This is a genomic window from Rhodococcus sp. IEGM 1381 (assembly GCF_030056795.1).
Taxonomy (GTDB): Bacteria; Actinomycetota; Actinomycetes; order Mycobacteriales; family Mycobacteriaceae; genus Rhodococcoides.
Genome location: NZ_JASHKQ010000014.1, coordinates 13,119 through 36,016, shown reverse-complemented (window position 1 = coordinate 36,016; position 22,898 = coordinate 13,119). Strand labels below are relative to the sequence as shown.

Genomic DNA, 22,898 nt, shown 5'->3' with positions numbered 1-22,898 from the left:
GGCCGGAGGGAGCGATCTCGTTGGGTGTCCTAGCGCGAATTCAGACGCCCGAGGACTTGCGTGACCTCGGTAGCACCGAGCTGGCCGAGCTGGCTCGCGAGATCCGTGCATTCCTCGTCGAGAAGGTGTCCGCCACGGGTGGCCACCTCGGGCCCAATCTGGGCGTGGTGGAGCTGACGTTGGCGATCCACCGGATCTTCGACTCGCCGCGCGATCCCGTCATCTTCGATACCGGCCACCAGGCCTACGTCCACAAGATGCTGACCGGTCGCACCGGAATGTTCGACACGTTGCGCAAGCAGGGCGGCCTCTCGGGCTATCCGTCCCGGACCGAGAGCGAACACGATTGGGTGGAGTCTTCGCACGCGTCGGCCTCGTTGTCCTACGCCGACGGCTTGGCCAAGGCATTCGCGCTCAAGGGCGAGACCGATCGGCACGTCGTCGCCGTCGTCGGTGACGGTGCGCTCACCGGCGGCATGTGCTGGGAAGCGCTGAACAACATCGCGGCAGGGCGCAACCGATCCTTGGTCATCGTCGTCAACGACAACGGGCGCTCGTACGCTCCGACCATCGGCGGTTTGGCCGATCATCTGGCAGCCCTGCGACTCCAGCCCGAGTACGAGAAGATCCTGGACAACGGGCGCCGCATCGTGCGCAAGATCCCCGTCGTCGGGCCCACCGCCTACCGGATGCTCCACGGCATGAAGGCAGGCGTGAAAGACGCCATCAGTCCACAAGTGATGTTCACCGATCTCGGCATCAAATATCTGGGGCCTGTCGACGGCCACGATCAGCACGCGATGGAGTCGGCACTGCGCCGAGCCAAGGCTTACGGCGGTCCGGTCATCGTTCACGCAGTGACGCGCAAGGGCATGGGCTACGTCCATGCCGAGAACGACGTCGCCGACCAGATGCACGCCACCGGAGTCATCGATCCGGCGACTGGACTCGCTCGATCGAAATCGGCACCGGACTGGACCTCGGTGTTTTCGGCGGCACTGATAGAACAGGGCGAGCGGAACGAGGATGTCGTCGCGATCACCGCTGCGATGGCCGCGCCCACGGGCCTCGCCGCTTTCGGTCTTCGGTTCCCGGACCGACTGTTCGACGTCGGCATCGCCGAGCAACATGCGATGACATCGGCTGCCGGGCTCGCACTCGGTGGGATGCATCCGGTGGTTGCCATCTACTCGACCTTCCTCAATCGTGCGTTCGATCAGCTGCTGATGGACGTGGCCTTGCTCGGACTACCGGTCACCGTGGTGCTGGACCGCGCGGGCGTCACCGGTGCCGACGGTGCCAGCCACAACGGCATGTGGGACATGTCTCTGCTCGGCATCGTCCCCGGCATGAAAGTTGCAGCACCGCGAGATGCCGAGACTTTGCGGGAAGAGCTGGCCGAGGCGATCTCGACATCCGACGGACCCACTGCGCTGCGCTTCCCGAAGGGTGCAGTCACCGAGACCGTGTCGGCCGTGCGCAGGCTGGACGGCATCGTAGATGTGTTGACCGAGCCCTCCGATGCGACGGGGGACGTGCTGATCGTTGCGGTCGGTGTATTCGGTTCACTTGCGCTCGACGCGGCGAAGAAACTCCACGATGCCGGGATCTCGGCGGCCGTCGTCGATCCGCGCTGGGTTCTGCCCATTCCGCAATCGTTGCTGAAGCTGGCCGAGGACTATCGAATGGTCGTCACCATCGAGGACAGCGGTCTGCACGGCGGGATCGGCTCGGCTCTTTCTGCGGCGCTGCGAGGAGCGGGCGTCGACACCCCCTGTCGGGATCTCGGTGTGCCACAACGTTTCCTGGACCACGCATCGCGCGAGCAGCTACACCACGAACTCGGTCTCACCTGCGAGGACGTCGTGCAGCGTGTCTCGGACTGGGTGAAGAGTCTCTGATCGCCGGCGACGGGCTATGCGCCCGTCGCCCACTCGCTGACCCGAACCTGGTCGATCAGATGGGCCGTTGCGAATGGGTCGTGTGCGAACATGCGTTCCACACTTTCCTTGTCCACGCCTTCGACGATCATGGTCGCGCCGGTGTGGTCGGCCAGCGGGCTCGATGACCGGAGGATCTTGCGGCGCTCGAGTTCGCGCAGCCACGCGCGATGGTCGGTCCGGTGATCGTCACGGCCTGAGGATGTTTCGGGTGAGTACGCGTACTCGACGACGAACATCGGCATGTCAGATCACCATGTCCTCGAGCTCCATACCCTTGGTCTCCCTGATCTTGTACTTGACGAAGAAGAACGACAGGATTGCAAAGAACGCGAAGAACGAATAGATGAATCCGAGCCCTATGGTGTCGGATAGTGGCGGGAATGCAAGGGTGATGGCGAAGTTGGCAACCCAATTCGCCGCGGTACTGATGCCGAGTGCGACGGCACGCATTCGGTTGGGGAACATTTCTCCGAGCATCACCCACATGATCGGTCCCCAGGTAGCGGCAAAGAAGACGACGAACAGGTTTGCACCCACCAGCGCGACGGGACCCCATGGTGACGGCAACTCCAGTTGGTCGCCGCTGCCCACTGCCTGAGTGAACGAGACGGCCGCGAGTACCAGGCCGACGAACATTCCGATCGAGCCGATCATGAGCAGATTTCGACGTCCGAAGCGATCGACGAACAAGATGGCGACGAACGTCATCGAGACGTTGATGACCGAAGTGATGACCGACGTGACGAACGACTGATTCTCGCTGAACCCCACGGACTTCCACAGAGTCGTCGAATAATAAAAGATGGCATTGATTCCGACGAGCTGTTGCAGGATCGCCATCGTGATGCCGACCCAGACAATGGGTTGCAAACCGAATTTGGGTCCGCGAATGTCGCCGAACGACGACGTGGACTCCCGGCGCAAGGTCAGCCGGATTTCCTTGACTCGCTCGTTCGGGTTCACTTCTCCGGAGATCTCACCGAGAATGCGAGCCGCTTCCTCGTCGGGGTGTTTGCCGACGAGGTATCTCGGTGACTCCGGAATCAGTGTGGCGAGAAAGCCGTAGACGAGAGCGGGTGCCACGCCGACGAGGAACATCCATCGCCAGGCTTCGAGACCGAACCACAGATCGTTCGATGGCCCGCCGGCCGCGTTCTGCAGTACCGCGTCCGAGAGGAGAGCGGCGAAGATGCCGACGGTGATCGCCAGCTGTTGCAACGACGCCAATCCGCCGCGATAACGAGCAGGCGCGATTTCCGAGATGTAGGCGGGTGCGATCACCGACGCGATTCCGATGCCCAGTCCGCCGAGCACTCGCCAGAGCATCAGATCCGGGACGCTGAAGGCGAACCCGGAGCCCACGGACGAGATGGTGAACAGTGCAGAACCGAGCAGCATCACCTTCTTGCGGCCCCAGCTGTCGGCGAGCCGGCCGGCGAACCAAGCACCGACCGCACAGCCGAGAAGCGCGATTGCCACCGCGAAGCCGGTGACGAACGACGACAAAGCGAAGTTTTCCTGGATGGAATCGACCGCGCCGTTGACAACAGACGAGTCGAACCCGAACAGGAAGCCGCCGACTGCAGCGGCAATGGTGACTCCGATAACTTTGGCGGTGTACCGATCGGTTGATTGCGTCATCGCGTGACCCAGCTTTCGAGGTGAACCAGCGTCCATGGTGGTCGTTCGCCATCATCGTCCTCGCGCCTGAGACATGGGAGCGGAATGGGCTTCCATTTCGACTCCGGTCGGTTTCGGCTCATGCGAAGGGCGAATTGTCCGATATTCCGCTGGTCGAACTCGACGTTATGAACGGTATTTCACCGAATGTCGTCCATAACGTCGAGTTCGGCGGCACGATCATTGTGCTTGTGCGGCCAACCATTGATCGAAGGTCCGTCGACCGTGATCCGAATCCTTTGTGGTGACCAGCGTTCCGTCTCGCATCGCGCGACCGTATGCGCCGGGAATCGGAATCTCGAGCACCAGGCCTCGGGCACCGATAGCCCGTGCGTAGCGCCGCACCATCTCGGCCATGCGTTCTTCACGTGGTCCACCGAGGTCTGCGACTCGGCCGGCCGGAGACTGCTCCGCCAGGTCGATCAGTCGTTCGCCAACCTCGCGTGCGGCGACAGGTTGCGAGACCATCTTCGGGATGATGCTCACCGGACCGTGCGACATCTGTGCACGGATCTGGCCGGCGAATTCGTGGAACTGAGTGGCTCGAAGAATCGTCCACGGCACGGTTCCGGCGCGAACAATCCTTTCCTGCTCCACCTTTCCGGCGTAATACGCATGCGGGGCCTGGTCGATTCCCACGATGGACAGCGCCACGTGATGACCGACACCGGCCTCGGTCTCGGCCGTCAGTAAGTTGCGGGTGACGGCGGCGAAGAACGCCGTCGATTCTTTTGCCGAGATCGTCCGCGTCGACGCGACGTCGATCACCGCCTCGATGCCGGACAACGCGCCCGACAGTCCAGAGCCGCTCACGAGATTTATGCCCGCCGATCGCGACAGCACGACCACATCGTGTCCGCGTTCCCGAGCTACCTCGACGACATGCGTTCCGACGGTTCCTGTTCCACCGGCTACGGCCAACTTCATTGCGACTTCCACCTGTTCTTCGTACGAGGGTCGGACCCGACGAGTTGGGGGTCTCGATTCTCTGACGATGTAGCCGACAACAATGTATGAGCGGGTGTCAGGGCCAGTGTCGGAGTTTGTCCGGATTGAGAACGATCCAAATGTCGGCCACCACCCCGTCCGTGGTGTCGAACCCGATGACGCCGAACACGCCGCCGCCCCGTCGGATCACGATGCCGGACAGGCCGTTGACGGCCTCGATGGACCACGCCAGGTCGGTGGACTTGGCGGTGATGCCGCGGACGAAACGAGCGACTCGGTCGGAGCCCACAACAGGATTGCGGGCCGCCGAGACTTGCCCGCCTCCGTCGCTGATCAGGGTGACATCAGGGTCGAGCAACGAGACGAGCGTTGCAAGGTCACCGTCTCTCGAGGCCCTCGCGAAGGCGCGGACGACGCGATCGTGCTCGATAGGGTCGGCAGAGGTGAGGTGGCGGCTGTGCACGTGTTTTCGGGCGGCTGACGCGAGTTGGCGGCATGCAGCAGGGGAGCGGTCGAGTACGGCCGCGATGTCGTCGAACGGAACGGCGAATGCATCGTGCAGCACGAATGCGACTCGCTGCGCAGGACCGAGCGATTCGAGAACGACGAGTAAGGCGAGAGTCACCGAATCCTGTTGTGCGACTTGGTCGGCCGGGTCGGCGGCCGTCGAATCCACCGAGTGCAGGCCGCAGACGGGTTCCGGCAACCATTGACCGACGTAGTTCTCACGGCGAACGCGGGCCGAGCCGAGCATGTCGAGACAGATCCGGCCGACGACGCGGGTGAGCCACGCGGCGGGAACGTCGATGGCGTCGCGTTCGACATCGGTGAGTCGGTACCACCGAACCAGAGCCTCGGACGCAGCGTCTTCGGCGTCGCTGTAGGAACCGAGCATTCGATAGCCGATGCCGATCAGCCGACCGCGTTCGTTGTTCATCGGGACAGACCCTATCCCGACGCGAAAAAACCGAGTTCGAGGTTACGGTGGGAAATCCGGAGAAATCCGTCCATAACCTCGAACTCGGCGGGCGGTGCTAGACGCTGGCTACGCCCGGAGCGAGGAACCGCTGACCGGTTGCGGCCTCGGATGCACCGCTACGGTCCAGGTACGGGGTGATGCCGCCGTTCCAGAATCCGAAGCCGCCGCCGAGAAGCAGGCAGAGGTCGATGTCCTCGGCCGCCGCGACAACGCCTTCGTCGAGCATGATCTTGATCTCGTCGGCGATTGCGTTGCGGGTGCGCTCGAGCACCTGCTCGGCAGTGGACGGCGAATCTCCCTGTGGCCACAGTGCAGCCACCTCGGGATCTACGACCTGGCCCTCGGGCCCGTAGGTCCATACGCCCGGCTTCTTCGCCTCGACGAGTGCACGGAATCCGGGGGAGTCCTTGAACCGCTCCGGGTATGCCTCGCCGAGAGTTTCCGCGGTGTGCAGTGCCACCGCCGGACCGACGAGGGCCAGCAGGGTCAGCGGACTCATCGGCATGCCGAGTTCGCCCACAGCGCCGTCGGCGACGTCGAACGGCGTGCCTTCGTCGATGGCGCTGATGATCTCGTTGGACGCGCGGGTGACGAGACGGTTGAAGACGAATCCGGGGAGATCAGCCGACAATACGGCCGACTTCTTCAGTGTCTTGGCCGTCGCGAATGCCGTTGCGAGAGTGGCATCGTCGGTCTTCTCGCCCTTGACGACCTCGAGCAGCGGAAGAACGGCCACGGGGTTGAAGAAGTGGAAGCCGACGACCCGCTCGGGGTGCTTCAGATCGGCCGCCATCTTCGTGATCGACAACGAAGAGGTGTTGGTCGCGAGAATCGTTTCGGCAGAGACGAACTCCTCGACCTCGGCGAACACCTTCTTCTTGACGTCGAGGTTTTCGAAGACTGCCTCGATGACGAAGTCGGTGTTCGCGAAAGCGGACTTGTCGATCGAGCCGGAAACCAACGCCTTCAACCGATTTGCGGCATCGGGGGACAGGCGCTTCTTGCCGAGCAGCTTGTCGATCTCACCGTGGACGTAGCCGACACCCTTGTCGATGCGCTCCTGATCGATGTCGGTGAGGATCACCGGCACCTTGAGCTGCCGCACGAACAGCAAGGCGAGCTGGCTGGCCATCAAACCGGCACCGACGATGCCGACACCGGAGATCTTGCGGGCGAGGGACTTGTCGGGTGCACCGGCGGGACGCTTTGCGCGCTTCTGCACCAGATCGAAGGCGTACAGCCCGGCGCGGAGCTCGTCCTTGACCAGCAACGTGGACAGGGCCTCGTCCTCGGCCGCGAAGGCTTTGTCGAGCGAGGTCGAATCGGTGATGTCGGTGTTCTTGGCGAGCTCGAGCAGCTCCACCGCGGCGACGGGGCCGGGGGCGAAGTTGTTGGTCTTGCCCGCGACGATGCCCTTGGCGCGTGCGATGGCGTCGTCCCAGGCCTGTCCGCGGTCGATCTCTGGACGGGCAGGTGTGATCTCGCCCTTGATGACCTGAGCGGCCCACGCGAGGGACTGCTCCAGGAAATCGGCTCCGCCGAAGAGGGCGTCGGCGATACCGAGGTCGAGTGCCTGCTGCGGCTTGAGGACGCGGTTCTGGTTCAGTGCGTTCTCGATCACCACAGTCACGGCATTGGATGCTCCGATGATGTTGGGAAGCAACTGAGTTCCGCCCCATCCCGGTACCAGGCCGAGGAAAGCCTCGGGCAGGCCGAGCGCAGCAGCATTCTCCGCGACGGTCCGGTAGTGCGAGTGCAGTCCCACTTCGAGGCCACCGCCGAGTGCGGCACCGTTGATGAAGGCGAACGTCGGAATCGTGGACTCGCGCAGGCGTCGGAACACCTTGTGGCCGAGTTGCCCGATCTGCAGCGCCTCGTCCTTGGTCTTGATGTTCGGCACGCCGTTGAGGTCGGCACCTACTGCGAAGATGAATGGCTTGCCGGTGACGGCGACGGCCACCGGTTTCGCTGCGAAGGCCTCGTCGAGGGCGGCGTCGAACTTGGCCAGTCCGCCGGGACCGAAGGTCGACGGCTTGGTGTGATCGAAGCCGTTGTCCAAGGTCACCAAGGCGATGGAGCCGTCGAGCCCCGGGACGGAGATGATCTTGGTGAATGCGTTCGTGACTACCTCGTCGGTGAAGGCAGTGGTGATGTCACTCATTTGGCTGCTCCCGAGTAATCAGCGTGGTTGGGGTTCTCCCAGATGACGGTGCCGCCCATGCCGAGACCGATGCACATGGTCGTCAGGCCGTAGCGGACGTCGGGCTGCTGAGCGAACTGGCGGCTCAGCTGGGTCATCAGGCGCACGCCCGAGGATGCGAGGGGGTGGCCACACGCGATGGCACCGCCCCACTGGTTGACGCGGGGATCGTCGTCGGCGATGCCGTAGTGCTCGAGGAAGGCAAGTACCTGGATGGCGAACGCCTCGTTGATCTCGAACAGGCCGATGTCTTCGATGCTCAATCCCGTTCGGCCGAGCAGCTTCTCGGTGGCGGGGACCGGTCCGATGCCCATGACGGCCGGGTCGACGCCGGCGAAGCTGAAGCCGACCATCCGCATGCCGATGTTCAGGCCGAGTTCGTGCGCGGTGTCCTCGCCGGCGAGGATCGCGGCGGTGGCTCCGTCGTTGAGTCCCGCGGCGTTTCCTGCGGTGACGCGGCCGGCAGGGCGGAACGGCGTCTTGAGCTTGGCGAGATCTTCGACGGTGGTGCCGGGGCGAGGCGGCTCGTCTTCGGTGGCCAGGCCCCATCCCGCGGCGGACTTGGTGGCGACGGGCACGAGGGTGTCGGCGATGTAGCCGGCCTTTTTGGCTGTGTCGTACTTGTTCTGGCTGGCGACGGCATAGGCGTCGGTGCGGTCCTTGGTGATGCTCGGGAACCGGTCGTGCAGGTTCTCGGCGGTGTTGCCCATCACCAGGGCACTGGGATCGACCAGCTTGTCGGCGAGGAAGCGCGGGTTGGGGTCGACGCCCTCACCCATCGGGTGGCGACCCATGTGCTCGACGCCACCGGCGATGACGACGTCGTACTGGCCGAAGCCGATGCCCGATCCGGTGGTGGTCACCGAGGTCATCGCACCCGCACACATGCGGTCGATCGCGAATCCGGGGACGCTGCGGGGGAGCCCGGCCAGCAGGGCGGACGTGCGGCCGATGGTGAGCCCCTGGTCACCGGTCTGCGTGGTCGCAGCGATCGCGACCTCGTCGATACGCTCGGGAGGAAGATTGGGGTTCTTACGGAGAAGTTCGCGGATCGCCTTGACGACGAGGTCGTCGGCGCGAGTGTCGGCGTACATGCCCTTGGGGCCTGCCTTGCCGAACGGGGTACGGATGCCGTCGACGAAGACAACATTCCTTTGTGAGCTGGTGGACGCGGGTACAGACACGCTTTTCGATCCTCCCGAGAAGATGCGGTCGACTCGCCCGGGTGCCCGGACGCGCCCCTACTGTAGCGGGGATTACCCGTCGGTAACTTGGGAAGGGTGCAGTGCCTTCGCCAGTACCGGCACCACCAGCGTGCGCTGCCATGGTCGAGCGCCGCCCTCGGTCAGACGGGCGTCGATCAGCTCGGCCGGGTTCACATCGGAATCGTTCGGACTCTGCCAATCCCACACCAGTCGGCGCAGCAGATCCGGCATCAACAGATTCTCGACCGGAACCGACACCGATTCGCTCAGCTCGGTCATCGCCGCTCGTACGTCGGCGAGCCGCGCTGCTGCGTCGGGATCGCGGCGGGCCCACCGATTGACCGGGGGCGGACCGTCGAAAGACGCTGCCATCGAGGGTAATTCGGAGGTCGGGAGCGCCCGCGCACGAGTCAGGGCCGAGGCCCACAATCGGGACGATCTGCGCTGACGTGGACCACCGAAGACCGGTAGTTGCTCGAGCTCGCGCGAGGATTTCGGGTCCGCTGTCGCCGCCGCCACGATCGCCGAGTCGGGCAACACCCGGCTCGGTGCCACATCGCGCTTGGCCGCCAACTCGTCTCGCGCGATCCACAATTCGCGAACGGCAGCGAGGGTGCGGGGAGATTTGATTGCGTGAATGCCCGATGTCCGACGCCATCTGTCGGTCTTGGGTTTGGGCGGCCCGAGAGTGAGAATGTGGGCGAATTCCTGTGCTGCCCATTCCGTCTTGCCCTGCCGTTCGAGCTCCTCGGCCATTGCGTCGCGCAGTTCGAGCAGCACCTCGACGTCGAGTGCTGCGTAGTTGAGCCAGGTATCGGGGAGGGGCCGGGTGGACCAGTCCGCAGCACCGTGTCCCTTCTGCAGCGCGAGTCCGAGGGTGCGTTCGACGATGGCGCCGAGGCCGACGCGCTCGAATCCGGCGAGACGGCCGGCGAGCTCGGTGTCGTAGAGCGTGGCGGGGACCAGGCCGAGTTCGGCCAGTCCCGGGAGGTCCTGATCGGCGGAGTGCAGCACCCATTCGAGGGGGTTGATCACCTCGGCGAGTGGAGCTAGATCGCCGGTGACCGGGATCGGATCGAGCAGAACGGTGCCGGCTCCGCGGCGACGAAACTGCAGCAGGTAGGCGCGCTGGGAGTACCGAAAGCCCGACGCGCGTTCGGCATCGACCGCGAGAGGCCCGTGACCTGCGGCGAGGAGCTTGGCGGCCGCGAGAACGGCGTCCGGTGTGTCCACGACATCGGGCACGCCGTCAGCCGGGGCGAGCAACGGAACGGCGACAGGCTCGTTGACCTGCTCGTCCGACGTGGCGTCGTCCGACGTGGTGTCGGGGGAACTCTCGGCTGACATGGACAGTGACTCTAAGCCCTACGGTCGGCGGGTCCGGAGACTATGTCCGGCTGGAACTGCGTTGACCGAGGGTCGTGATGCCCGCGGGCGGTAGACCCGCCGCGTACGCGAGAACCTCGCAGAAGGCCTCGACATGCGTCGAGAGGTCCTCGGACGTCGCAGTCCAGGACGCGCGAAGTTCGAGTTGATGGGCCTTGGGGGGACCTGCGATGTCGCCGTAACGCACCGAGCTGGTCGAGGTGACGGTGCCGCCGAGTGCGTTGAGCGGCTCCGACCGGGACTCCAGTGCGTCGACCAGCCAACTCCAGCCGACCTCGGGGAGCAGCGGATCGTCGGCCAGCGATTCGTCGACGTCCGCTTGAATGTAGGCGACCAATCGAAGCGTCCCGTTCCAGGCTTCTGCCCCGTCGGGGTCGTACAGCAGAATCAAGCGACCGAACGCGTCGCCGTCGCTCTGTTCGTCAACCTGCTCGGAATCCGGGTGCTTGACCTCGGCCCCGATGGCGTAGCTGTAGGGCGCCAGTCGCTGCGGCGGCCGGATCGGACCGATTTCGATCGCCGGATGTACCTGGGCCCGATGCATCGCGTCGATGGCGGCGCGGAAAGGCGCAGGTTCGGCGGTGGATTCGGGTTCGGTCACGTGGTCGGACGTTAGACGCGTCACGTTGTCCGGCGGCGGAGGCGCGCCGAGCCGTGATGGAACCGAAGTGGGTGTGTCGCCCTTGATGGCAGAAGCTTTCCTGACGCGTGGCAGCATGGAACCCGATGAACGCCGAAGCGCACACCACAGCCCCCGCCCGTCGAGAACTCCCGGACGCGCCGTTCTTGGCCGCGATCGCCGGTGAAACGCCCTCGCGTCGGCCGATGTGGTTCATGCGTCAGGCCGGCAGGTCGCTCCCCGAATACCGAAAGATCCGCGCCGGCATCGGCATGCTGGATTCGTGCTTCCGGCCGGATCTGGTGGCCGAGATCACGCTGCAACCGGTCCGCCGACACGATGTGGATGCGGCAATCCTGTTCTCGGACATCGTGGTTCCGCTCAAGGCTGCCGGTATCGATCTCGACATCGTCGCCGGCACCGGTCCGGTCGTGGCTCAGCCGGTGCGTTCGGCGGCCGATGTGGCAGCGCTGCCCACATTGACCGCCGATCAGGTCGAGCCGGTGGCCGACGCGGTGCGGATCCTCACCCGAGAGCTCTCGGGCACGCCGCTCATCGGCTTCGCCGGAGCGCCGTTCACCCTCGCGTCCTACCTGGTCGAGGGTGGCCCCAGTCGCAATCACGAGAAGACGAAGGCGCTGATGCGCTCGGACCCGGCGACCTGGCATGCCCTGCTCGACGCACTGGCGACCACGACGATCACCTTCTTGCAAGCTCAGTTGGCCGCCGGAGTGGACGCGGTGCAGGTGTTCGACTCGTGGGCGGGTGCGCTGTCGCTGGCCGACTACCGCGAGTACGTGCTGCCGCATTCGACGCGAGTGTTCGACGCCGTGTCATCGGCCGGCGTTCCCAAGATCCATTTCGGGGTCGGTACCGGCGAGTTGCTCGGTGCCATGGGTGAGGCCGGTGCCGATGTGGTCGGTGTCGACTGGCGGATTCCGCTCGACGACGCCGTGCACCGAGTCGGCGGCGGCAAGGTGCTGCAGGGAAATCTCGATCCCGCGGTGCTGTTCGCCGGCTGGGATGCCGTCGAGGCCGAAGTTCGACGTATCGCCGCCGAAGCCGACCGCGCGGTGGCTGCCGGTGCGCGGGGGCATGTGTTCAACCTCGGCCACGGCGTGTTGCCCGACACCGATCCCGAGATTCTGACCCGGGTGGTATCGCTGGTGCATTCGTTGTGACGGTGCGGCGCTACGCCGTGGTCGGCGGCGGGATCTCCGGCCTGGTCGCGGCGTATCGCCTCCGGCAGGCCTGTGGACCCGATGCGGAGATCACTCTCGTCGAGGCGTCCCCTCGCCTCGGTGGCACCCTGCGGACCACCGAGGTCGGTACCGAGTCGCTCGATGTCGGCGCGGAAGCGTTCATCGGTCGTCGTCCGGAAGTACCGGCTCTGCTCGCCGAACTCGGCCTGTCGGATCAGCTGGTGCACCCGTCGTCGGCGCGTCCGCTGGTCTACTCCGGCGGTCGGACGCATCCCCTCCCTCTCGGCACCTTGATGGGCATACCGTCCTCGGCCGACTCGGTGCGGAATCTGGTGGACAGCGAAGTGCTGCGCACGATCGAGACCGAGACCGCACGTCCGTTCGCCTGGACTGCGGGCTCGGACGTCAGCGTCGCCGATCTCGTGGGTAGCCGCTTCGGCTCCCAGGTCGTGAGCCGTTCGGTCGACCCGTTGCTCGGTGGCGTGTACTCCGGCTCGGCGAGCTCGATCGGCGTCCGGGCTGCACTTCCGACGTTGGCAGCCGCATTGGACGGCGGGGCATCGAGCCTGACCGAGGCAGTGCTGGCGGCTCTTCCCGCGCCGTCGCCTGGACCGGTGTTCGGCGGGCTGCGCGACGGCTATGCGGTGTTGCTCGATGCTCTGATCGCCGCGACCGGCGCCCGAACGATCGTCGACGCAGGCATCGGCGAGGTACGCCGTGAGGCGAACGGCTGGTTCGTCGATCGCGTGGGCGTTGTCGACGGCGTGGTCTTGGCGGTACCCGCGCCCGTCCTCGGTCACCTCGTCGCCGCGGTGGCACCCGAGGCGTCGCGGGCTGCGCGAAGTATCGAGCTGGCGTCGTCGGTCGTCGTGGCGCTGGCCTTTCCGAAAGTGACCGACCTGCCGCAGAATTCGGGCATTCTCGTGGCGACGGACGCGGGCCTGGATGTCAAGGCGTTCACGCTGTCGAGTCGTAAGTGGCCGCATCTCGGGGATCGTGACGCGGTACTGCTGCGGGCCTCGCTCGGCCGGTTCGGCGACTCCACGGCCTCGGACCGATCCGACGAGGAGTCGATCGAGACCGCGTTGAACGATCTGCGGACGGTAGCCGGCATCGATGTGCGACCGCTGGCCGCGACAGTGCAGCGCTGGCCGGGCGGCTTGCCTCAGTACGCGCCCGGGCACCTCGATCGCGTCGCCGCCGTCGAGTCCGGCGTCGCCGATCTACCCGGCCTCGAGGTCACCGGAGCCTGGCAGCGCGGCGTCGGTGTACCCGCATGTATTGCGTCCGCCACCACCGCTGCCGCCCGGTTGATCGAAGTGGCACGATAGGGCCATGGCACGCCTCGATTACTCAGCGCTCAATTCGACACTCCGCTATCTGATGTTCTCGGTCTACAAGGTCACGCCCGGTGTGCTGGGCGACGATCGGGCCGCAGCAGCCAAGGAGGCGAAAGTCTTCTTCGAAGGCCGTGAAGACAAGGGCGTCGCAGTGCGGGGTGTGTACGACATTGCCGGCATGCGCGCCGACGCCGATTTCATGGTCTGGACTCATGCCGAGCGCATCGAGGACCTGCAAGCCACCTACTCCGACTTCCGGCGCACCACCGCGCTGGGCAAGGCAAGCACTCCGGTCTGGAGCAACACCGCACTGCACCGCCCGGCGGAGTTCAACAAGAGTCACGTCCCGGCCTTCATCGCGGGTGAGGATCCGGGCGCGTACATCTGCGTCTACCCGTTCGTCCGGTCGATCGACTGGTATCTGCTGCCCGACGACGAGCGCCGCACGATGCTCGCCGACCACGGCAAGGCCGCCCGTGACTACAAGGACGTTCGCGCGAACACCGTGCCATCGTTCGCACTGGGCGACTACGAGTGGATTCTGGCGTTCGAAGCTCCCGAATTGGACCGCATCGTCGATCTGATGCGGGATCTTCGTGCTACCGAAGCGCGGCGGCACGTGCGTGAGGAGATCCCGTTCTTCACCGGCCCGCGGGTCGAGGTGGACGCACTCGTCGAATCGCTGCCGTGACCACGACGGGCACATCGACGATCGAGGCCGTTCTGTTCGACTTCTCGGGCACGCTGTTTCGGCTCGAGGAGGATCCGACCTGGTTCGACGGGATCCATGACGCAGACGGCACCCCGGTCGACGGTGCCGGAGCTGCGGAACTTATGCGACGCATGACCGCGCCGGTAGGCGAGACGGTCGAGTTCGACGATGCGACGCGTCATGCATGGCGAAACCGAGACCTGGATCCGGCACTGCACCGGCAGGCCTATCTGCATGTGCTCGCGCAGTCCGGTGTCAGCGACCCACAGCAGGCCGAGTCGGTGTACGGACGCGTGATCGACGCAGACTCCTGGACGCCGTATCCGGACACCGAGGCGGTGCTGAAAAGGCTTGCGCGCGAGTCGGTTCGGGTCGGGGTACTGAGCAACATCGCCTTCGACATCCGTCCCGCGTTCGTCGATCGCGGTCTCGACCGGTATGTCGACGAGTTCGTGCTCTCGTTCGAGGTAGGTCATGTCAAACCGCAGCCCGAGATCTTCCGGCACGCAGTGGCGAGTTTGGGCGTCGACCCTGCGGCGACATTGATGGTGGGCGACAGCGCCGAGGCCGACGGTGCGGCGCAGGAGATCGGGTGCAGCTTCGCGCTCGTCGATCCCGCACCGACATCCGAGCGTCCCGATGCACTGCTGACAGCGTTGAGCGCGTTCGGAATTCGATGACCGGAGTGGCGGGCGTCCAGCACATGGGCCACTGGGGCATGTTTCGTGCCGAGTCGGATGGACGCGACGTCACCGCTGTTCATCCCGAGGTCTCGGACAGCAATCCTTCCCCGGTGTTGGGCAACCTCGTCGGGTCGGTGACTCATCGATCGCGCGTTACCTCACCTGCGGTACGCAGAGGCTGGCTCGAGCGCGGCCCGGGGCCGACCGACGACCGGGGCAGCGACGAGTTCGTCGAGGTCTCCTGGGGCGAGCTGACAGACCTACTGTCGGACGAATTGCGCAGAGTCGTCGGCACATACGGCAACAACGCCATCTACGGCGGCTCGTACGGGTGGGCAAGTGCCGGACGGTTCCATCATGCGCAGAGCCAGGTGCACCGCTTTCTGAACTGCATCGGCGGCTACACCCGATCGGTGCACAGCTACTCCCTGGGTGCGACCGGCGTCATCATGCCGCACGTGCTCGGTGCGCATTGGAAGATGTTCTCGCGCTCCACGTCCTGGAACGTGATCGCCGCGCACACCGAACTACTCGTGGCCTTCGGTGGGGTTCCGGTGAAGAACACCGGCATCAATCACGGCGGTACGTCGGATCATCCGACGGTCGACTCGCTCGACGCGATGCGTGCCCGCGGCGGACAGATTGTCACTGTCAGTCCGCTGCGCAACGACATGAACGGCGACGCTCGATGGATTGCGCCGCGACCCGGTAGCGACGTCGCGATGATGTTGGCTCTCGCATTCGTGCTCGCTGACGAAAAGTTGCACGACACAGGCTTTCTCGACATGTACTGCGAGGGCTATCCGGAGTTCGAGCGGTACCTGCTCGGCGTCTCGGACGGCACACCCAAGACCCCGCAGTGGGCGTCGACGATCTGCGGTGTCGAGGCTGCGCTGATTGCGGATCTCGCTCGGGAGATGGCGTCGAAACGCACGATGGTGACGGTCACCTGGTCGCTGCAGCGGACTCGACACGGCGAGCAGGCCCCGTGGATGGGCGTCACCCTGGCGGCGATGCTGGGTGGGATCGGCGTTCCGGGCGCAGGATTCGGCCACGGGTACGGGTCGATGAACGAGCCCGGTCTGGCCCCAGTGCCGTATCCGTTACCGACTCTGCCACAGGGAATCAATCCGGTGCCCGATCTGATTCCGGTGGCGGCTGTCTCGGACATGTTGCTAGATCCCGGTGGCGAATTCGACTACGACGGTCAGCGATTGACGTATCCGGACATCAAGGTCGTCTACTGGGCCGGCGGCAATCCGTTCCACCACCACCAGGATCTCGGACGGCTTCGTCGCGCCCTCGGTAGACCCGACACCGTCGTGGTGCACGATCCCTACTGGACACCGATGGCCAAGCACGCCGACATCGTCGTCCCGTCGACGACGTCACTGGAACGATCGGATCTGAGCTGCACACGCAACGATCCGTTGCTCGTCGCCATGGAGCCGGCCGCCCAGCGATTTGCCGATTCGCGTGACGATTACGACACTTTCGCTGAGCTGGCCACGAAACTCGGTGTGGGGAAGCAGTTCACCGAGGGGCGTACCTCGGAGCAGTGGCTCGAGCATCTGTACGGGCAGTGGCGCGGATATTTGCGAGCCGGGGGCGTCGATACTCCGGAATACGATGATTTCCGGCATGAGGGGTCGTTCCGAATGCAGACCGAGGACGATCTGACGTTCCTCCAAGATTTTCGAACCGATCCCGTCGGGAACGCCCTGCGCACCCCGAGCGGCAAGATCGAGATCTTCTCGGCCACGGTGGCGGGCTTCGACTACGACGACTGCCGAGGGCATCCGATGTGGTTCGAGCCGCAGGAGTGGCTGGGCGGGCCACGCGCTCAGCAGTTTCCGTTGCACCTGATTGCCAATCAGCCACGCACCAGGCTGCACAGTCAGCTCGATCACGGTGCGGTGAGCCGAAACTCGAAGATTCAGGACCGCGAGCCGATACGCGTGCACCCGTCCGCGGCCGCGGACAGGGGATTCGCGGACGGTGACGTCGTGCGGGTGTTCAACGACCGCGGTTCGTGCCTGGCCGGTGTGGTCGTCGACGACGCAATGTTGGAATCGGTCGTTCAGTTGTCGACCGGGGCATGGTACGACCCGCTCGATCCGGCTGATCCCGGTTCGATGTGCAAGCACGGCAGCGTGAATGTGCTCACCGCAGACGACGGGGCGTCCTCGCTGTCACGTGGATGCACCGGACAGCATGTGCTGGTGGAGATCGAACGCTACGACGAACCGCTGCCGCCGATCACCGCGTTCGATCCACCTGTTCGATCAGGGGTCAGAACACGACCCGAGAGATGATCTCGGCGACCAGCGCCGGCTTGTCCTCGCCCTCGATCTGCAATGTTCCCGCTGTCACCATCTGTAGTGCTCCGCCGGATACCTCTTCGACGGAGACGAGGGTGGTATGCAGGCGCACGTGGGCTCCGACCTTCACCGGGTTGATGAAGCGAACCTTGTTGGAGCCGTAGTTGATTCCGAGCTTGGTGTTCTCGATGGTGTAGATCTGCCAGTTGAGCATCGACACCAGGGACAGGCTCAGGAATCCGTGTGCGATCGGCGCGCCGAACGGGCTTTCCTTCTTCGCCCGCTCGACGTCCACGTGAATCCACTGGTGATCGCCGGTGGCGTCTGCGAAGGTGTTGACCCGTTCCTGGGTGATCTGCAGCCAGTCACTGGTGCCGAGGTCTTCGCCGACGGCCGCTTTGATCTGCTCTGGTGAGGTGAAAGTGCGCATGCTCACAGTATGGCTCGAGCAGAGCGGATCAAGACGCAGGCTTGAGTACCAGTGAGATCGAGTTGATGCAGTAGCGCTGATCGGTCGGCGTGGGGTAGCCCTCGCCCTCGAACACGTGGCCGAGGTGACTGTGGCAGTTGCGGCAGACGACCTCGACACGGCGCATTCCGAGCGTGGTGTCCTCGTTGAGGATCACGGCGTCGCTGTCGGCCGGATCGAAGAACGACGGCCAGCCGCAGTGAGATTCGAACTTCTCGGTGCTGCGGAACAATTCGGCTCCGCAGGCTCGGCATTCGTAGATGCCCTCGGTGGTGGTGTCGGTGTACTCGCCGACGCCCGGGCGCTCGGTGCCTGCTTGGCGGAGCACCGCGTATTCCTCGGGGGTCAGCTTCTCGCGCCACTGTGCGTCGGTGAGCTGGACGGCGGGAGCGGAGTTGTTGTCGGTGGCTGAACTCATGCTCTCACGCTAATACGATTTGTCGGGCTATGCCGTTTTCGCTGGTGGCGCGCTCGGCAGCAGGTAGCTCGGTTCGATTCCGTCGTCGAGTCGTCCTTCGCTTCGAGCGGCGAAATAGCGTCCGACGAGAACACCGAAGATGACCACGATCAGCAGCGCCCACCCGAAGGTGGTCCGGAGGTAATCCAGGGCACGGCCGGTTTCGATCCACCGTCCGGACAGCCATCGGTCGTAGTTCATGAACCCGTAGATCGCGAGCCAGGCGGGCCAGTTGCGGAGTACTGAGTTCTTCAACACGACACTCATGAGCAGCGGGAACAGCATCATCGAGTAGTACATCTGGCCCAGGGAGCCCAGCAACCAGTGCGCGGTGAGGATCAATCCCGATGTGGTCGCGAAGAAGAACAGACGGTCTTCGCGGCAGTACCGGTACAGCAGCCACAGCGACACCAGAACCATGATTCCCAGAACCGCGCGGATGCCGAGGGTGAGCAGTTCGGGAACACCGTAGTAGCGACCGTTACCGACGACAGCACTGTTGAAGTAGTCGCGAGTCTGCAGCAGGTACGGCAGCGTCCGGTCGATGAAGTTCATCGGGTCGACCGACAGCGGCCAGGCGATGGCCATCATCACCACGGGGATCGCGATCGAGGTGATGAAGACCTTCCACTGACGCGTCATCAGAGGAAGCAGCAGCAGCGGCGCGAGCATCGGCTTGATCGCCAGAGTCAGGCCCATGGCAACGCCGGCCGACAGGTCTTTGCGTTGGAGTAGAAACCCGAGAAACGCTACTTCACCGAGGAGGACGAAGCCGTTGAAGTTGGTGAACACCAACGTGTTCGTCACCGTCTCGCTGACGAATGCGGCGAGGAGCAGCGCGGGAGCGGCAACCGAGTCGAGTCGGAATCCGAAGATGCGCAACAGGATGTAGAGCGCCACGAGAATTGCGATGGTGCTGGCGATGATGAAGAACCAGCGAGATCGCTCGGGGTCGATGATGGCTATGGGGGAGAGCAACATCGTCGCGCTCGGTTGATACAGGTAGTGCGGGTCGACGGAGTCGAAGTTCGCCGTATACACCGGCTGGCGATTCAGGAACGCCAGAGCTGCGCTGTACACGGGATTGAAGTCGTTGGTGATATCACCGTTGACCGCCTTGACGACCACCCGCTGGATCACGGTCATGATGGCGATGGGCCACAGGGCGTACTTGATTACCTCGGCGGTCGTCCGCCCTGAGCGCGGCTCCAGAAAGCTAAGTGACACCCGCGAACGGTACCCGAGCCGGTGCCGCACCAGCGAAAGGACACCCCGCGCCGGAGTCCGGTCGAGGAATCAGGCGGGACAGACGGTGCCGTCGGTCGGAAGCGCAGTATCGAGCGCGTAATTCACCACAGTGCTCTGCAGACACTGTGATCCGCCGAGGCTCGGGTGTCCGCTGCCCTGCCACGCCGCCGACGCCACTGCCGCGCCGGTTGCCCCGACCAGCCCGGTGACCGAGGACAGGCCTCCGTTGCCGACGATCGGGTCGCCCGCGTTCGACAGGACCAGTACCGGAACGTCCAACGAGGTGGGCAGGGGGATCGACGGTGCCGTCGGCCAGGAGGAGCACAGCAACGCTGTCAAGGCGGCGTCGGTGCCGTAGACCGGGTAGCGGTCGGTCCATTGCGACGACAGGTCACGCACGCCCTGCGGAGACGGCCACTGCTGGCCGTCCGTGCAGCGGGAAACGAACTGCCCGTCGGTGCCGTACGCATTTCGACCTCGTTCGGCGAGGGCGAGCAGAGCCGCGGTGTCGGATCCAGCCGCTGCGGACAGGGTCGTGGACAGGGCGGTGGCCCGAGTCGACGCGTCCCCTGCTGTCGATGCGAGTGCGAAGGTGATGCCGTCGAGAATTTCGTGAGTGGACAGCGGTGCGAACTCGCCACCGGCGGCGCGTCGGAGCAGCTGCTCCACAGCAGCCGTCGGATCGGCTCCGAGTGAGCAGTTCAGCGCGACGCATCGTTGTGCGAACGCCGCGAAGGCGGCTTCCTTGCCCTGCGTCCGTTGCTCGGCCAGCGTGATCTGATCGGTATTGACCCCGGGCGGCGAATCGAGAATCAGACGCGAGATGTTGTCCGGGAACTTCGCCGCGTAGGCCAACGCGGTGAGCGCACCGTTCCCGGATCCGATCACTCCGATCTGATCCAGGCCCCAGAGCTGCCGCAGACGGTCGAGATCGTCCGCGGCGTAGGTGGTTCCGAAGGCGAGCTCCTGTGGCTGCAGTGTGTCGGTGCACTCGATGGTGGCGTCTCGGCCCGCGTCGAATGCGCGGTCGGCGGTATCGGCGTCGGATCTGGTGAACTGCCCCAGGGCATCGACTGCAGTCTTGGTAGGGGACTGGAGGGTGTCGTCGATGCAGTCCACAGCGGTGGAGCGGCCGATCCCGCGTCGATCAACGGCGACGATGGGGTGAGCTTCCAGCAGTGTCGAGAGCGGACCGGCTGCCATTGTCGCCAGTGTGGCGATCGAGGATCGATCGGAGCCGGAGGTGAACAGCAGCGGACCAGCATCGGCCGGTGTTCCATCGAGCCGGGCGCGCAGTGCGCCGACGGCGAACGTGCCGAACATCTGCCCGCTGGCATCGACGTCGGCCTCGTACTCCGCGCACTCGAGTGTCAGTCCGGGCGTGGTGGAGGTGAGCCCGAACGTCCCGAGAGTGGCGGCGGTGCAGTCGGCCCAGTCGAGATCGGTCGTCGGCACGGCGAGTGCAGCCGGTTCCGGCGGAGCCTCTGCGGACGGCTCGCCGGGCTGACCGGGGGACCGTTGCTCCACTGCGACATCGGGCCGGATCGACGGCCCGGCGCCGCAGGCCGCGCACATCGTGGCCAGGACGAGGACGGCGGCGAGCAACGTACGTTTCTGCGTCACCGTGCGAGGCTATCGACTTTTCGATCGATGCCGCACCGCTCGCTGCTCATGGCCTACGCACCCAGCGTGTGAGCAGCGTGCCGTCCGATGCAGCGAGAACGTGCGCTCGCTGCATCGGTGTGTCGGAGGCACCGGCGGAGTGGGCGATGCGGCCCGCCTCTCCGGCAACGAGCATCGGCGAGATCGTCAGGCACAGATCGTCCGCCGCACCGTCGGATGCGAGTTGCCCGAACAGTCCTGGTCCGCCCTCGCACAGGATGCGGCGAAATCCGAGGTCGCTCAGCGTCTTCACGATGTCTTCGGTCGACACCGTTTCACCGGACACCTCGATCACCGTTGCGCCCGCGGAACGCAGCGCGGCCACCTTCGAGGTGTCCGCCGCCGCCGAGGTCAGCACCACCGGCTGCACTTCGGTGTCGGTGACGAGCCGAGACTCGGCATCGATCGAGCCGGTGGCGGTGACCACCACGATCGTGGGAATCGGTACCAATCCGTTCGCTACTCGACGTGCTTTCGCCTCGGCGGACAGCGAGACGCCGCCGTAGTTCTCGGCGCGAGCAGTTCCGGCCCCGACGAGAACGGCGTCGCACAGCTCTCGCAGAATGCCGAACAGTCGGGCGTCGGCGGGGGTTCCCAGGCCCGCCGACTTACCGTTCGCGGTGACAGATCCGTCGATGCTGGTGACGAAGTTGGTGCGGATCCACGGTCGGCCCAGGTCTGCTGGGTAGGCGTACAGGTCGCGGATGGCATCGTCGTCGAGTGTCGACCCGACGGTGAGCGCGGACTCGGCTGCCTGCTCGGATGTGAAGTAGGTCCCAATATCGAGAAGCTGCATGAGAGAGATCAGACCACGTCGTTACGCTCGTCCAATGCCCGCACGCCTTGTCGACCGAAATCCCGTGGTCCCCTCCGATCAGCTGATCGCGCAGATGGTCCCGCCGGCGATGTTCGACGACGTCAGCTTCTCCTCGTACATCCCCGACCCCAAGGAGCCCACCCAGGCTGCTGCGGTCGCGAAGGCCGAGGAATTCGCGAGCAAGGTTCAGAAGATTCGAGGCAAGGGCAAGCGCGGGCTGTTCGGTAAGAAGACGCCGGCCATCGGTGCGGGCCTGTACCTCGACGGCGGCTTCGGTGTGGGCAAGACCCACTTGCTGGCCTCGATCTACCACAGTGTTCCCGAGCCCAAGGCGTTCGGCACGTTCGTCGAGCTGACCCACGTCGTCGGGGCACTCGGCTTCAACAAGGCGCTCGAAGAACTTTCGGGCCACAGCGTGCTGTGCATCGATGAGTTCGAGCTCGACGATCCGGGCGACACGATGCTGGTTTCGCGGCTGCTTTCCGAACTTTCGCAGCGTGGAGTGTCCATCGTCGCGACGTCGAACACTCTGCCCGGTCAGCTCGGTGAGGGTCGTTTTGCCGCCGAGGACTTCCTGCGCGAAATCAAGAAGCTCGGTTCGATCTTCGAGTCCGTCCGTGTCGACGGCCCCGACTACCGCCACCGCGATCTGCCCCCGGCTCCCGAGCCCACATCCGAGTCCGAGCTGATCGAGCGCGCCGACACCGTCGACGGCGCAACCTTGGACGACTTCGACGAGCTGCTGGCACACCTGAGCACGCTGCACCCTTCTCGCTACGGCAAGTTGCTCGACGGAGTTCCCGCGGTGTTTCTGAAGAATGTGCACCCGGCATCGGATCAGGCCATCGCGCTGCGACTGGTCGTCCTTGCCGACCGCCTGTACGACGCGGGCATCCCGGTAACGGCCTCGGGCAGCAAACTCGACGAGATCTTCACCGAGGAGATGTTGGCCGGCGGATACCGCAAGAAGTACCTGCGCGCCACTTCTCGTCTGCTTGCGTTGTCCCGCTTCGCCGCCGTCGGATGA

General features: G+C 64.9%; 20 protein-coding genes. 7 read left to right on the top strand and 13 right to left on the bottom strand.

Annotated features, from left to right (window positions below):
- The first annotated feature begins 20 nt into the window (after positions 1-20).
- The gene (dxs, locus tag QM797_RS21505) at positions 21-1,901 is read left to right on the top strand and encodes a 1-deoxy-D-xylulose-5-phosphate synthase (RefSeq protein ID WP_283277693.1); all 1,881 of its coding nucleotides are present in this window, start codon (positions 21-23) and stop codon (positions 1,899-1,901) included.
- 14 nt (positions 1,902-1,915) lie between these two features.
- On the opposite strand, the gene QM797_RS21500 is transcribed toward dxs, so the two are convergent.
- From QM797_RS21500 to QM797_RS21465, 8 genes are all read right to left on the bottom strand, one after another.
- Positions 1,916-2,185: a YciI family protein gene (locus QM797_RS21500; RefSeq protein ID WP_283277692.1), complete on the bottom strand. Its 270-nt coding sequence runs from the start codon at positions 2,183-2,185 to the stop codon at positions 1,916-1,918.
- 1 nt (position 2,186) lies between these two features.
- Positions 2,187-3,584, bottom strand: coding sequence for a sugar porter family MFS transporter (locus QM797_RS21495; protein WP_283277691.1), 1,398 nt, complete (start codon positions 3,582-3,584; stop codon positions 2,187-2,189).
- A gap of 219 nt (positions 3,585-3,803) precedes the next feature.
- Positions 3,804-4,550 (bottom strand): SDR family oxidoreductase, encoded by a 747-nt coding sequence (locus QM797_RS21490; protein WP_283277690.1) that lies wholly within the window; start codon positions 4,548-4,550, stop codon positions 3,804-3,806.
- A 97-nt stretch (positions 4,551-4,647) separates the two neighbouring features.
- Positions 4,648-5,508 carry an RNA polymerase sigma factor SigJ gene (gene sigJ / locus QM797_RS21485; protein WP_283277689.1) on the bottom strand — a complete coding sequence of 287 codons (861 nt, stop codon included), beginning with the start codon at positions 5,506-5,508 and terminating at the stop codon, positions 4,648-4,650.
- Between the two features lie 97 nt (positions 5,509-5,605).
- The gene (locus QM797_RS21480; protein ID WP_283277688.1) at positions 5,606-7,711 is read right to left on the bottom strand and encodes a 3-hydroxyacyl-CoA dehydrogenase NAD-binding domain-containing protein; all 2,106 of its coding nucleotides are present in this window, start codon (positions 7,709-7,711) and stop codon (positions 5,606-5,608) included.
- Entirely contained in the window at positions 7,708-8,934 is a 1,227-nt protein-coding gene (locus QM797_RS21475; RefSeq protein WP_283277686.1) for a thiolase family protein, read from the bottom strand. The genes QM797_RS21480 and QM797_RS21475 overlap by 4 nt, the downstream gene beginning before the upstream one ends.
- Positions 8,935-9,006: 72 nt before the next feature.
- A complete protein-coding gene (locus QM797_RS21470) occupies positions 9,007-10,302 on the bottom strand; it encodes an HRDC domain-containing protein (protein WP_283277685.1) in 1,296 nt (431 codons plus the stop codon).
- 40 nt (positions 10,303-10,342) lie between these two features.
- Positions 10,343-10,942: a DUF3000 domain-containing protein gene (locus QM797_RS21465; RefSeq protein ID WP_032377756.1), complete on the bottom strand. Its 600-nt coding sequence runs from the start codon at positions 10,940-10,942 to the stop codon at positions 10,343-10,345.
- Positions 10,943-11,067: 125 nt separating this feature from the next.
- On the opposite strand from QM797_RS21465, the gene hemE reads away from it, so the two are divergent.
- The 5 genes from hemE to QM797_RS21440 are packed head-to-tail and all read left to right on the top strand — an operon-like array spanning position 11,068 to position 17,212.
- Complete coding sequence (gene hemE / locus QM797_RS21460; RefSeq protein WP_283277683.1) at positions 11,068-12,141, top strand: uroporphyrinogen decarboxylase; 1,074 nt, start codon at positions 11,068-11,070, stop codon at positions 12,139-12,141.
- Positions 12,138-13,493: a protoporphyrinogen oxidase gene (locus tag QM797_RS21455; protein WP_283277681.1), complete on the top strand. Its 1,356-nt coding sequence runs from the start codon at positions 12,138-12,140 to the stop codon at positions 13,491-13,493. The genes hemE and QM797_RS21455 overlap by 4 nt, the downstream gene beginning before the upstream one ends.
- Positions 13,494-13,497: 4 nt before the next feature.
- Entirely contained in the window at positions 13,498-14,193 is a 696-nt protein-coding gene (hemQ, locus tag QM797_RS21450) for a hydrogen peroxide-dependent heme synthase (protein ID WP_283277679.1), read from the top strand.
- Positions 14,190-14,894, top strand: coding sequence for an HAD family hydrolase (locus tag QM797_RS21445; RefSeq protein ID WP_283277678.1), 705 nt, complete (start codon positions 14,190-14,192; stop codon positions 14,892-14,894). The genes hemQ and QM797_RS21445 overlap by 4 nt, the downstream gene beginning before the upstream one ends.
- Positions 14,891-17,212: a molybdopterin-dependent oxidoreductase gene (locus QM797_RS21440; protein ID WP_283277677.1), complete on the top strand. Its 2,322-nt coding sequence runs from the start codon at positions 14,891-14,893 to the stop codon at positions 17,210-17,212. Before QM797_RS21445 ends, QM797_RS21440 begins: the two co-directional genes overlap by 4 nt.
- Here QM797_RS21440 and QM797_RS21435 read toward each other — a convergent pair.
- The 5 genes from QM797_RS21435 to QM797_RS21415 form a co-directional block, all read right to left on the bottom strand.
- On the bottom strand, positions 17,190-17,648 hold the full coding sequence (locus QM797_RS21435) for a MaoC family dehydratase (protein ID WP_283277676.1): 459 nt from the start codon (positions 17,646-17,648) through the stop codon (positions 17,190-17,192). The two genes, QM797_RS21440 and QM797_RS21435, sit on opposite strands and share 23 nt — an antisense overlap.
- Positions 17,649-17,676: 28 nt before the next feature.
- Positions 17,677-18,105 (bottom strand): peptide-methionine (R)-S-oxide reductase MsrB, encoded by a 429-nt coding sequence (gene msrB, locus QM797_RS21430; RefSeq protein ID WP_283277675.1) that lies wholly within the window; start codon positions 18,103-18,105, stop codon positions 17,677-17,679.
- Between the two features lie 27 nt (positions 18,106-18,132).
- A complete protein-coding gene (locus QM797_RS21425; RefSeq protein ID WP_283277674.1) occupies positions 18,133-19,371 on the bottom strand; it encodes a glycosyltransferase family 87 protein in 1,239 nt (412 codons plus the stop codon).
- Between the two features lie 69 nt (positions 19,372-19,440).
- A complete protein-coding gene (locus QM797_RS21420; RefSeq protein ID WP_283277673.1) occupies positions 19,441-21,015 on the bottom strand; it encodes an alpha/beta hydrolase in 1,575 nt (524 codons plus the stop codon).
- Between the two features lie 46 nt (positions 21,016-21,061).
- Positions 21,062-21,850, bottom strand: a complete 789-nt coding sequence (locus QM797_RS21415) for a pyrimidine reductase family protein (RefSeq protein WP_283277672.1) — start codon at positions 21,848-21,850, stop codon at positions 21,062-21,064.
- 34 nt (positions 21,851-21,884) lie between these two features.
- Between QM797_RS21415 and zapE the strand changes: the two genes are divergently transcribed.
- Positions 21,885-22,898 carry a cell division protein ZapE gene (gene zapE, locus QM797_RS21410; RefSeq protein WP_283277671.1) on the top strand — a complete coding sequence of 338 codons (1,014 nt, stop codon included), beginning with the start codon at positions 21,885-21,887 and terminating at the stop codon, positions 22,896-22,898.